Below are 12,457 nucleotides of genomic sequence, written 5' to 3'. Positions count from 1 at the left end.
ACATATATTTATTTTATATAAATCAATGGTTTATATAAAATGCAGTGTATTTGGGCTTGATTTGATGGCGTGTTACGGGTAACCTAGCACCCATCATGAATAATCGCACTGACAATACCGATTTAGCCAGCTTCGAAGAACATAGTCGGGCTGAAAGTTGGGGCAGTAATGATCGACTTGAGACTGAATCATCCGCTGCCAATATTTATGCCCAGGGTGGTTTATCTCGTTTACAAACCTATGCAGCAAATCAAGTTTCGGGGAAAAAAGTGACTGCTTCTTGGCGTGCCGCTTTGGCCGTTCGCGATGCCGGACCGCCGGCAATGTTGCGCAGTGTGCGCACTAACATCGTCCAATCTATTCGTGCGTTCCGCACTCCAGATCTTCAGGAGGCGGCTACTGAGCTCGGTCAGCATTTCATTTATGCAAATTGCGCAAATGCCATGACTAAAGGTGAAGTATTAGAAGCCATCGCGATTGCTTACTCATTTACAAAACAACAGGCCAAAAATTTTGACCCTTTGTTGGACGCCTTGACGACAACAATTGATAAGACTGGTCAACAGCCTGGATTTGTGGTGGTGCTTGAAGGCTTGCCTTGTACTCAAAAATTCGATAAAGAAGCACGTGAAACTCTTTTAGATGTTTTCCGTGATGCTGTAGATTTTTGGGCTGAGCGCCGCACTCCTTATCGGGTCTTCTACTCTTTTGCTTAATTGCTAAAGTAAGCTGAACCCTTGGAATCGCCTCTATCTGAGGCGATTTTGCATTTCAGGATTCCAGATGCTGTGAACGGCTGTAATCGCAACGGTTCCGGCGGTTTCAGTTCTGAGTACGCGCTCTCCCAGGGAAACGATTTGGTAGCCCGCCGCTTCTGCTTGCGCCTCTTCTTCTGGAGAGTGGCCACCTTCGGGCCCAATCATCAAGACAATGTCTTGCGGAGCATTTTCTATCAAAACCGAATACATACTTTTAGTCGCATCAGGACTTAAGAGAAGCTTTAAGCTTGGCTTTAGATTTACTTTTAAATAAGTTTCAAAAGTTTGAATGGGTTCTAAGGTGGCAAAGACGGTGCGGTCACATTGCTCGCATGCCGCTTGCACAATTCCCTCCCAATGGGCAAGTCGCTTTTGGGCGCGCTCCTGATCGCTAGGGCGGGTGAGTTTTAAGATTGAGCGATCGCACTGTATGGGCGCAATAATCTGGGCCCCAGTTTCAACCGCCTTCTCAATAATCCAGTCCATTTTGTCGCCGCCGGCCAAGCCTTGGACTAGGCTAACGGCATAAGTGGTCTCGCGGTGGGTGTCTATATGGATATTACTGAGCTGAACTTGCCCCGTTTTTCCGCTTAATAAGAGCAGTTCAGCTTGGGCCACCTGGCCTTTTCCATCAAATACGGGAAAAGACTCCCCAACTTGGATGCGCCGGACACGTAAGTGATGGGCGACCTCGGCGGAGAGAGTTGTTGGCTTTTGGGATTCCCATGGCCCGGGAAGATAAAATTGAGGCATTACTGCAATATAGCCAATTTATTTTCCTCGAGAACAATTTTACGATGTCAAACCTTCAAATCCGCATGGCCAACGCAATTCGTGCTTTATCTATGGATGCAGTTCAACAGGCAAATTCTGGCCATCCTGGCATGCCAATGGGTATGGCAGATATTGCCGTTGGGCTTTGGAATGAACATTTAAAACATAATCCAACCGATCCGCATTGGATTGATCGCGATCGTTTTGTCTTATCCAATGGCCACGGTTCGATGTTGTTGTATTCACTCTTACATCTTTCAGGTTATGACTTGCCCATTGCAGAGTTGAAGAACTTCCGTCAATTGCATAGTAAAACCCCAGGGCATCCTGAGTATGGAATTACACCCGGTGTCGAAACAACAACTGGGCCACTTGGTCAAGGCATTGCCAATGCAGTAGGTATGGCACTTGCGGAAAAATTATTAGCAGAAGAATTTAATCGCCCTGGCCATAAAGTCATTGACCATTACACCTATGTATTTTTAGGTGATGGTTGTTTGATGGAAGGCATTAGTCATGAAGTTTGTTCACTAGCTGGCACATTGAAACTCAACAAGTTGATTGCATTTTGGGATGACAATGGCATCTCGATTGATGGTAAAGTCGTTTCTTGGTTTAACGAAGATACGCCCAAGCGCTTTGAGGCATACCACTGGAACGTCATTCGTAATGTTGATGGTCACGATGCAAAGGCTGTATCAGATGCTATTACTAAGACTAAAAAGAGCGATAAGCCTACCCTGATTTGCTGTAAGACCGCCATTGGTAAGGGCTCGCCGAATATGGCTGGCAGCTATAAAGTTCATGGCTCACCACTAGGTGCCGCTGAAATTACAGAAACCCGGGTTGCTTTGAACTGGCCGTATGCACCTTTTGAAGTTCCAAAAGATATTTATGCTGCTTGGGATTTTAAAAAGCGTGGTCAAGCAGCTGAGCATGAGTGGAATAAAGAATTTCAGAAATATAAAACTCAATTTCCAGAGCTTGCCTCGGAATTGCAGCGTCGCATGCAAGGCGATCTCTCAAAAGATTTTGCTACAACATTAAATACCTATTTAAAAACCTGCCAATCGAAAGCGGAGACTGTTGCTACCCGTAAAGCCAGTCAAAATGCGATCGAAGCTTTAGCACCGGTGTTGCCAGAATTCATGGGTGGCTCTGCTGATTTAACGGGTTCTAACTTAACCAATTGGTCTGCATGTAAAGCAGTTCGTGCTGATCAATGGGGTAATCACATTAATTATGGCGTACGTGAATTTGGTATGAGCGCCATCATGAATGGCATCGCTTTGCATGGTGGCTACATTCCGTTTGGTGGAACCTTCCTAACCTTCTCAGATTACAGTCGTAATGCTTTGCGTATGGCCGCACTAATGAAGTTACGTAGTATCTTTGTCTTTACGCATGACTCTATCGGTCTTGGTGAAGATGGTCCAACCCACCAATCTGTAGAGCATGTTGCCAGCTTGCGCCTGATCCCCAATCTCATGGTTTGGCGTCCTTGTGACACCACTGAGAGCGCTGTAGCTTGGGGTTCTGCCATTGAGCGTAAGAATGGCCCTAGCGCCTTGATCTTCAGTCGTCAGAACTGCCCATTTGTTACTCGTAATAGCCAACAAATTAAGGATATTGCACGTGGCGGCTATGTATTGCGTGACCATCCATCTGGAAAGATGGATGCAGTCATCATCGCCACTGGCTCTGAAATTGCTCTGGCACTACAAACTGCTGAGCGTTTAGAAAAAGAGGGCTATGGTATTCGGGTGGTTTCAATGCCATCAACTACGGTCTTTGATCAGCAAGATGCCACATATAAAGCAAAAGTATTACCAGCGCGTATTCCGCGTATTGCAGTTGAAGCAGGCGTAACAGATTTCTGGTGGAAGTATGGCTGCGCAGCAGTGCATGGTGTAGATACCTTTGGGGAGTCAGCACCTGCGGGCCAGCTATATGAATATTTTGGCTTAACAGTAGATCAAATTGCCAAGACTGTTGAGCAATGTATCGCGAAGAAATAATCGTAAAGAATTTAAAATTAGTAAGGGGCAACAAATGACAATTCGTGTCGCAATTAATGGTTATGGACGTATCGGGCGCATGGTATTGCGTGCCCTGTATGAAGATCAAGTCAATGGGAAGCCGCGGCGCGATATTAAGATCGTAGCGATCAATGCGATGGGCGATATCGCCATCAATGCTCACCTTACCCAGTATGACTCAGCCCATGGGCGCTTTCCGGCAGACGTTTCAGTAGACGGCGATTGCATGGTGGTTAATGGTGATCGCATCAAAATGTTCTGCACCCGTAACCCTGCAGAAACGCCATGGGGGGAATTAGGTGTAGATTTGGTTTTAGAGTGCACTGGTAAATTTACCTCTAAAGAAAAAGCCATGATTCATATTCAGCAAGGCGCAAAGAAAGTATTGATTTCTGCTCCTGGTGAAAAAGATGTGGATGCAACCATTGTTTATGGTGTGAATCAAAATGTATTAAAGCCAAGTGATGTGATCGTCTCTAATGCAAGCTGCACTACAAATTGTTTGGCGCCACTAGTCAAACCATTGTTAGAAAAAATTGGCATTGAATCTGGTTTGATGACGACTATCCATGCGTTTACTAACGATCAAGTATTAACTGATGTGTATCACAAAGATATGCGTCGCGCGCGTTCCGCAGTAACCAGCATGATTCCAACGAAAACTGGCGCAGCAAAGGCGATCGGTTTGGTGTTGCCGGCTTTAGCAGGGCGTTTTGATGGTTTTGCGATGCGCGTGCCAGTAATTAATGTTTCCGTAGTGGACCTCACTTTTGCAGCAAGCCGCGCTACTAGCGTAGACGAAGTAAATTCTGTATTGAAGGCTGCTAGCGAAGGTGAGCTCAAGGGAATCTTGGGCTTCAATACCTTACCCCTGGTTTCGATCGACTTTAACCACGACCCACGCCCCAGTATTTACGATGCCTCACAGACCCGCGTTTCTGCTGACGGTAAGTTGGTCAAAGTATTGGCTTGGTATGACAACGAATGGGGTTATTCAGTACAAATGCTCAATGCAGCTGAGGCATTGATGGCTGTGAAGTGAGTTAAATTCGCCTAAAAGCAAAAAAGACCTCAAATTGAGGTCTTTTTTCATTAGTGGGTGGCCTAAAAGTGCTTATTTTGGCTTATTTCGACAATTTTTCTTTTGGCAGTGGCCATACATTGCTAAAGAATGCTCCTGAAGCTTAAATCCTAGGTTTTTAGCAATATCCCGCTGCCTTTTTTCAATAGCCTCATCTACAAACTCCTCTACATGGCCGCAATCCAGGCAAACCAGGTGGTCGTGGTGTTGACCCTCATTGAGCTCATAGATTGCCCTGCCATCACCTTTACTGGACTCAAAATGGCTACGAAGTAGGAGCCCAGCCTGTTCAAATTGGGTGAGAACACGATAGACTGTAGCAAGACCGATTTCTTGGTCATCTTTAGCCAGAGCCATAAAGACGTCCTCAGCGCTAAAGTGGGTACCACCATTCTGATGAAAAAAATCCAGAATTTTCATGCGTGGCCCAGTAGCTTTTAGGCCAATGTCGCGTAAATTTGCAGGGCTAGGGTTTTGGTTCGTATTCATGGCTTTGGGAGCTAAAATCAATGTCTTAATGATACGGCCAGCCATGCGAAATTGCCTTGAACTTTTTAATTGTTTTTTGAACCCGCGTTTAAAAGGGGTTTCTACCCCTTCTCGCCTCGGCTTAGCTGCTTTTGCCATCGCTGCTTTATTAGGTGTTTCTGCTTGTACGTCTGCAGTTGACGATACCCAGCGGGCCTGGGTAAATAAAGTATTTAGACCTTATGTTCCAGATATTGTTCAAGGTAATTTTATTTCTAGCGAGCAATATGCGAAATTGCAATTAGGCATGAGTCGCGAGCAAGTGCGTCAAATTTTAGGTACACCTTTGTTAGCGAGTTATTTTCACGTTAATCGCTGGGATTACATCTTTGAATTCAAGCGTCAAAATCAAGTAGTTGGTAAAGAGCGCCGCGTTACTATCTTTTTTGATGGCGATAAAGTTGCGAAGTTTGAGGGCGATGCCTTACCAACGGATGTTGAGTTGGTTGCAGAGATTGATGGCTATGCCAAAAATAAGCGCTCATTCTGGGATATCTTTACGGGGGCTAATAAGCCGCCAGTAACACCTCGATTACAGCAACCAGAGTTACTAGTTCCGAGCCCAACAGATAACTTAGCGAAGGGCGCGGCCATACCAGCAGTGCCTCCCGCAAGCAAAGGTTCATTTTGGGATTATTTTAGCTTTTCAAAACAGCCAGGTGATACACAAGTTGTACCAGCAGCAGAAACTTTAGGACCTGGTGCTATGAATGTTCCGCAGACAAAAGAGACTAAACAGTAAGAATGATTTTTGCATTAATACCCAATGAGGTCTGTATCTACCTTTAATGTGAAGTGATGAAAAAATGATGAAGATTGCAATCGCTGGAGCAACTGGTCGCATGGGCAAGATGTTAATTGAGGCCGTGCTTAATACCCCTGACGCCCAATTAGTTGGTGCGCTTGAGCATACTGCTTGCCCCTTGCTGAGCGAGGATGCTGGCGCATTCTTGGGCAAAAAAACAGGCGTAATAATTTCTGCTGACATTGCTCAGGTTTTAGCAAACGCAGAGTTTTTGATTGACTTCACTAGGCCTGAAGGCACGATGGCGCATTTAGCCATTGCTGAGAAATCAGGTACCAAAATGATTATTGGCACGACCGGTTTAAGCACTGAGCAGATTGCCAGTCTGAAGAAAGCATCCGAAAAATTGGCAATTGTCTTTGCTCCCAATATGAGTGTCGGTGTGAATGCCACATTCAAATTACTGGAGATTGCGGCCAAGATGCTCAATCAAGGGTATGACATTGAAATCATTGAAGCCCACCATCGCCACAAAGTAGATGCGCCTTCAGGCACTGCTCTCAAGATGGGTGAAGTGATTTCTGAGGCCCTGGGTAAAAAATTGGATGACCTTGCTGTGTATACACGCGAAGGCCATACCGGCGAACGCAAAGAAGGCTCAATTGGGTTTGCAACTATTCGCGGTGGCGATATTGTTGGCGACCATACCGTTCTGTTCGCGGGTGATGGCGAGCGCATTGAAATTAGCCATAAGTCCTCCAGTCGCCAATCTTATGCGCAGGGTTCATTGCGCGCCGCTCGCTTCTTGCAAACACAGGCTTGTGGCCTATATGACATGCAAGATGTTTTAGGTTTGCGTAAATAAGAGCCGATAGTCACTGATCAGCTAAACCATCAAAATAGAAGAAAAGAGTTGTCTTGAATGAGTAAGGATTACGACTACCGCAGGATTGAAGCGGCAGCGCAAGCTGATTGGGAAAGCGCGCAAGTCTATCAAGTTTCTGAGAATGCGGTAGATCTCTCTGGAAAGAAAAAGCCAAAGTATTACGCCTGTTCTATGCTGCCTTACCCATCTGGTAAGTTGCACATGGGGCACGTACGTAACTACACCATCAATGATGTAATGGCTCGTCAACTTCGCATGCAAGGCTATAACGTTTTAATGCCAATGGGTTGGGATGCATTTGGAATGCCTGCTGAAAATGCAGCGATTCAGAATAAAATGCCGCCAGCAAAATGGACCTACGACAACATTGCTTATATGAAAAAGCAAATGGTTGCGATGGGTCTTGCCATTGACTGGTCACGTGAAGTTGCTACCTGCAGTCCAGATTACTATCGTTGGAACCAATGGCTCTTTTTAAAGATGCTCGAAAAAGGTATTGCTTATCGCAAAACCCAAGTCGTGAATTGGGACCCAATTGATCAAACAGTGCTGGCTAATGAGCAAGTAATCGATGGTCGTGGCTGGCGCTCTGGCGCATTGGTTGAGAAGCGTGAAATCCCTGGTTATTACTTCAACATTACTGCGTATGCCGAGCAATTACTTTCTGGTTTGGATAATTTAGGTTGGCCTGAGCGCGTCAAAACCATGCAACAGAATTGGATTGGTAAAAGCCACGGCGTACGTTTTGCTTTCAAGCATGAAATCGCCGATGATCATGGCAAGTTTATTCAAGACGGTCTTTTGTATGTGTTTACGACTCGAGCTGACACCATCATGGGCGTCACATTTTGTGCTGTGGCCGCAGAACATCCTTTGGCAGCTAAAGCAGCCTCTGATAATCCTGCGCTAGCAGCCTTTATTGAGAAATGCAAAACGGGTAGTGTGATTGAGGCTGATCTAGCTACTCAAGAAAAAGAGGGAATGTTTACAGGTCTATATGTTACGCACCCTTTAACTCATGAGCCAGTGCCTGTTTGGGTTGGTAATTATGTGTTGATGTCTTATGGCGACGGTGCTGTGATGGGTGTACCTGCCCACGATGAGCGTGATTTTGCTTTTGCGAACAAATACGATCTAGCAATTAAACAAGTGATTGCGCTCAAAGGCGAGTCACCCATTTTTAATACAAGTCGCTGGGAAGATTGGTACGCTCAAAAAGAAGGCGTGGTTTGTTTCAATAGCAATCAATACGATGGTCTCTCGCACGAGGATGCAGTCAGCGCTGTCGCTAAAGATTTAGAAAAGTTGGGTATTGGTGAAATCAAGACTACCTATCGTTTACGTGATTGGGGCATTTCTCGTCAGCGGTATTGGGGAACTCCAATACCCATTATTCATTGCGGTGATGATACAAATCCAGGTTGTGGCGCTGTACCGGTTCCTGAATCTGATTTACCAGTGGTGTTGCCAGAAGATTGCGTGCCAGATGGCAGTGGTAATCCATTAAATAAGCGTGCAGATTTTCTGAATGTAAAGTGCCCCAAGTGTGGCAAGCCCGCACGCCGGGAAACTGACACCATGGATACCTTTGTAGACTCTTCTTGGTATTTCATGCGCTATACCGGCCCCAATGCTAAAACGATGGTAGATGCGCGCAATGAATATTGGATGCCAATGGATCAATACATTGGCGGCATTGAACATGCGATTTTGCATTTGCTCTATGCGCGTTTTTGGACGAAGGTCATGCGTGACCTCAATCTCATTACTTTTGATGAGCCATTCCAGAATCTATTGACTCAAGGCATGGTTCTGAATGAGACGTATTACTCTGAAGATACTTCTGGTAAGAAAACTTGGCTCAATCCATTAGATGTTGAATTAGATCTTGATGAAAAAGGCCGACCAAAAGGTGCTAAGTTAAAAGGTGACACATCAAACACCCCCGTGATTATTGGTGGTGTTGAGAAGATGGCTAAAAGCAAGAACAATGGGGTTGATCCCCAGGCCTTGATAGATCAGTACGGCGCCGATACTGCACGCTTATTTGTGATGTTTGCAGCACCCCCTGAACAGCAGTTGGAATGGTCTGGCGCTGGTGTTGATGGCGCTTCACGCTTCCTGCGCCGTGTTTGGATCTACTCTAGTAGTCAGGCTGATGCTATTCGTGATGCGCAAGATTCTGCACCTAAAAATGTGAGTGATGCCGATCAAGAGTTGCGCCGTGAAGTACATACTATTTTGAAGCAGGCTAATTTTGACTATCAACGTCGTCAATACAACACGGTAGTTTCTGCGGCAATGAAGATGCTAAATGTACTTGAGCCAATCAAGTTAGGCCAAGATACTGCGATTAGTGCTTCTGTATTGCGTGAGTGCTTAAGTATTTTGTTGCGTATTCTATACCCTGTAGTTCCTCATTTAACCCATGTACTCTGGAAAGATATGGGTTACGTAAAGACCTTCGGCCCACTCTTAGATGCACCTTGGCCTATGGTTGATGAAGCTGCGCTGGTTCAAACTGAAATCACTCTGATGCTGCAAATTAATGGCAAGTTGCGTGGTGATATTTGTGTTCCAGCAGATGCTAGCAAAGAGCAAATCGAGGCTTTAGCATTGCAAAGCGAGCCGGCAACTAAAGCTCTTAATGGTGGCGTGCCTAAGAAGGTGATTGTTGTTCCAGGTCGCCTAGTCAATATTGTGGCCTAAAGGAAAGTAAATCCATGAGCGTAAATCACATTCGACGTACATTGCTAGGTGTAATGGCCGTAACGCCATTGAGTGGATTAATCGCCTGTGGCTATCGCATGCGTGGAGTAGTCGATTTACCCTTTAAGGTGATTGCGATTACAGGCAACCCATCACCTCCATTGCGCGCTGATTTACAAGTCGCAATTTTGACGGGTACCGATGTCAAGGTTGCTATTAATCCGAAAGACGCAGACTTAATTTTGGATATCAGCAATGAAATTAACGGCCGAGAAATTTTGGCTTACACCTCTAATGGTCAAATTTCTGCTTATCGACTAACGATTCGCGTTACATTTAGAGCCTATGATATTGCTGGCGCAGATATTGTTCCTGAGAGTGACATTTACATCACTAGGGATATGGACTTCTCAAACACCACTGTTTTAGCAACGGATGTTCAGCAGCAGCAATTTATAACCTTGATGCGTAAAGATTTAGCTCTGCAGATTCTGCGCCGTATTTCTGCTGCAGCTAAAAATCCACAAGCAAGATCTTTCTAAAGATAGATATAGAACTCGCATGGTCAAAGTTGATGCTTTGCAAGCGCACTTCAAATCACTCAGTTCTGGTGGTGCTATGTTGCCGCTCTATATTTTTAGTGGTGATGAACCATTATTAATGATGGAGGCAATGGATCAATTACGTTCAACTGCCAGAAAATTAGGCTTTACTGATCGTGAAGTGATGTTGCAAGAACGCGGGTTTGACTGGGGTGGCTTAATGAATGCTGGCCAGACGATGTCTTTGTTTGGCGATAAGAGATGGGTAGAGTTACGCATGCCAACTGGCAAGCCTGGTCGTGATGGGGCGGATGCTTTAAAACAATTTGCTGCACAAATAGCTTCTCAGCATGATGGTGCAGATGGCCCTGATACGGTATTTTGTATTGTGTTGCCAAGATTAGATGGCAAAACTAAAACATCAGCTTGGTTCAGTGCTTTAGACGATGCTGGTATGGCTATTCAGGTAGATACCTTGGATCGTAGTCACTTGCCGCAATGGATTGCTGGTCGGCTGAAGAAGCAAGGACAAGAAGTTGAGGCAGGACCTGAGGGTCAGCGTTCTTTAGAGTTTATTGCTGATCAGGTTGAAGGTAATCTTATCGCTGCCCATCAAGAAATATTGAAATTAGGCTTGCTCTACCCCACTGGCAAATTAACTGAAGAGCAAATTCGTTCTTCGATTTTGAAGGTAGCGCGCTATAACGTTTTTGAATTAACCGAAGCGATGCTTGCTGGCGATTTACCAAGGCTAAATCGCATGCTAGATGGCTTAAAAGGCGAGGGTGAGCCTTTGGTGTTAATTTTATGGAGCGTAACTGAAGAGCTTCGGCTACTATCTAAATTGAAGGCTGCAAGTGATGCTGGCGAATCCGTTCAACAACTCATGCGAGCCAATCGTATTTGGGGCAATAAAGAGCGTTTATACCCGGCTGCTATTAGAAGGGTGCAGGCGCCAAAGTTGCGCAGGGCAATGCAGGTTGCTGCAGGTTTGGATCGACAGTCGAAGGGTTTGCATGCGGCAGAATTGCCGGCAGATCCATGGGATGGTTTACGCTTGCTTGGAAATTTATTACGGTAATGGTTTAGAAAAATAGGAATATGAGTGTAGCGATGGGTTTAAATATTCAAGAGATGATGCAAGATATTGGTAAGCGAGCACGTAGTGCATCGCGTGCAATGGCACGTTCATCATCAGAGCAAAAAAATCAAGCGCTCTTGCATATCGCTAAGCTTATTCGTCAAAAAGCAGGTGAGATTCAGAAGGTCAATCTGATAGATGTAGAACGTGCAAAAGCAAATGGTCAAGATGCTGCCTTTGTGGATCGTTTGACGATGACCCCTAAGACAATCGAAACTATGGCTTTAGGTCTCGAACAAATTATTTCTTTAGAAGATCCTATTGGGAAGGTTTCTGCTTTTCAAAAACAAGCTTCTGGTATTGAGATTGGCCAAATGCGTGTGCCACTGGGCGTGATTGGCATCATCTATGAGTCGCGGCCAAACGTCACAATTGATGCGGCAGCGCTTTGTCTGAAATCAGGCAATGCTGTAATCTTGCGCGGTGGTTCAGAAGCAATTGATTCCAATACCTTATTGGCGCAAATGATTCAAGAGGGCTTAGCTACAGCCGGTCTGCCTAAGGATGCTGTGCAGGTTGTCACTACTACAGACCGCAGTGCTGTGGGTGAAATGATCACCATGACTCAATATATTGATGTCATCGTTCCACGAGGCGGCAAGAGTTTAATCGCTTTACTAATGGCTGAAGCACGCGTACCAATGATTAAACATTTGGATGGTATCTGCCATACCTATATTGATGCCGACGCCGATATTGCGATGGCGATCAAAGTGTGTGATAACGCCAAAACTCAGCGTTACGCACCTTGCAATGCGATGGAAACGCTTTTGGTAAATCAAGATATTGCGCAAAAAGTGTTGCCAACACTTTGTAAAATCTATCAAGATAAAGGTGTCGAATTACGAGTAGATAGCTTGACCCGCAATATGCTTGAGTCAAATGGCTTTAAAGATTTAGTCGATGCCACAGAAGAAGATTGGTATACAGAATATTTGGCTCCAATTCTATCTATTAAGACGGTGGTTGATATCGACGAAGCGATGAATCATATCGAGCGCTATGGCAGTAAGCATACTGATGCGATTATTACTAATAACAAAGCTCTTGCAGAGCGTTTCTTGCGGGAAGTTGATAGCGCTAGCGTGATGGTGAACGCCAGCACTCGTTTTGCTGATGGCTTTGAATATGGCTTGGGTGCAGAGATCGGCATTTCTAATGACAAGTTACATGCCCGCGGTCCAGTTGGGTTGGATGGCTTGACCTCGCTGAAATACATCGTTATGGGTCATGGCGAAATTCGTAGTTAAAAAA

11 protein-coding genes are annotated in these 12,457 nt (G+C 45.2%); 9 read left to right on the top strand and 2 right to left on the bottom strand.

The annotated features are described in order from the left end of the window. Positions 1-95: 95 nt before the first annotated feature. Positions 96-716 (top strand): barstar family protein, encoded by a 621-nt coding sequence (locus tag ICN29_RS05295; protein ID WP_216130411.1) that lies wholly within the window; start codon positions 96-98, stop codon positions 714-716. 33 nt (positions 717-749) lie between these two features. Here ICN29_RS05295 and ICN29_RS05290 read toward each other — a convergent pair whose 3' ends face one another. Further along, positions 750-1,511, bottom strand: a complete 762-nt coding sequence (locus ICN29_RS05290; RefSeq protein WP_216130409.1) for a 16S rRNA (uracil(1498)-N(3))-methyltransferase — start codon at positions 1,509-1,511, stop codon at positions 750-752. Positions 1,512-1,555: 44 nt separating this feature from the next. Between ICN29_RS05290 and tkt the strand changes: the two genes are divergently transcribed. Both tkt and gap read left to right on the top strand, forming a co-directional pair. After that, positions 1,556-3,550, top strand: a complete 1,995-nt coding sequence (gene tkt / locus ICN29_RS05285) for a transketolase (protein ID WP_216130407.1) — start codon at positions 1,556-1,558, stop codon at positions 3,548-3,550. A 34-nt stretch (positions 3,551-3,584) separates the two neighbouring features. Further along, positions 3,585-4,613, top strand: a complete 1,029-nt coding sequence (gene gap / locus ICN29_RS05280; RefSeq protein ID WP_216130405.1) for a type I glyceraldehyde-3-phosphate dehydrogenase — start codon at positions 3,585-3,587, stop codon at positions 4,611-4,613. A 72-nt stretch (positions 4,614-4,685) separates the two neighbouring features. Here gap and fur read toward each other — a convergent pair whose 3' ends face one another. Beyond that, the gene (gene fur, locus ICN29_RS05275; RefSeq protein WP_216132038.1) at positions 4,686-5,141 is read right to left on the bottom strand and encodes a ferric iron uptake transcriptional regulator; all 456 of its coding nucleotides are present in this window, start codon (positions 5,139-5,141) and stop codon (positions 4,686-4,688) included. A gap of 76 nt (positions 5,142-5,217) precedes the next feature. Between fur and ICN29_RS05270 the strand changes: the two genes are divergently transcribed. From ICN29_RS05270 to ICN29_RS05245, 6 genes are all read left to right on the top strand, one after another. After that, positions 5,218-5,922 carry an outer membrane protein assembly factor BamE gene (locus tag ICN29_RS05270; protein WP_255538071.1) on the top strand — a complete coding sequence of 235 codons (705 nt, stop codon included), beginning with the start codon at positions 5,218-5,220 and terminating at the stop codon, positions 5,920-5,922. Between the two features lie 67 nt (positions 5,923-5,989). Next, positions 5,990-6,790, top strand: a complete 801-nt coding sequence (gene dapB, locus ICN29_RS05265; protein WP_216132033.1) for a 4-hydroxy-tetrahydrodipicolinate reductase — start codon at positions 5,990-5,992, stop codon at positions 6,788-6,790. A gap of 57 nt (positions 6,791-6,847) precedes the next feature. After that, complete coding sequence (leuS, locus tag ICN29_RS05260) at positions 6,848-9,520, top strand: leucine--tRNA ligase (RefSeq protein WP_216130403.1); 2,673 nt, start codon at positions 6,848-6,850, stop codon at positions 9,518-9,520. A gap of 14 nt (positions 9,521-9,534) precedes the next feature. Continuing rightward, entirely contained in the window at positions 9,535-10,062 is a 528-nt protein-coding gene (locus ICN29_RS05255; protein ID WP_216130401.1) for an LPS-assembly lipoprotein LptE, read from the top strand. A 19-nt stretch (positions 10,063-10,081) separates the two neighbouring features. Next, positions 10,082-11,143, top strand: a complete 1,062-nt coding sequence (holA, locus tag ICN29_RS05250; RefSeq protein WP_216130399.1) for a DNA polymerase III subunit delta — start codon at positions 10,082-10,084, stop codon at positions 11,141-11,143. Between the two features lie 32 nt (positions 11,144-11,175). After that, positions 11,176-12,453, top strand: a complete 1,278-nt coding sequence (locus tag ICN29_RS05245) for a glutamate-5-semialdehyde dehydrogenase (protein ID WP_216132030.1) — start codon at positions 11,176-11,178, stop codon at positions 12,451-12,453. The last annotated feature ends 4 nt before the right edge of the window (positions 12,454-12,457 follow it).

The organism is Polynucleobacter nymphae, assembly GCF_018882155.1.
In the GTDB taxonomy this organism is placed as follows: domain Bacteria; phylum Pseudomonadota; class Gammaproteobacteria; order Burkholderiales; family Burkholderiaceae; genus Polynucleobacter; species Polynucleobacter nymphae.
Note: the sequence above shows the minus strand (reverse complement) of the source record. Positions and strands in the feature narration are given on the sequence as shown.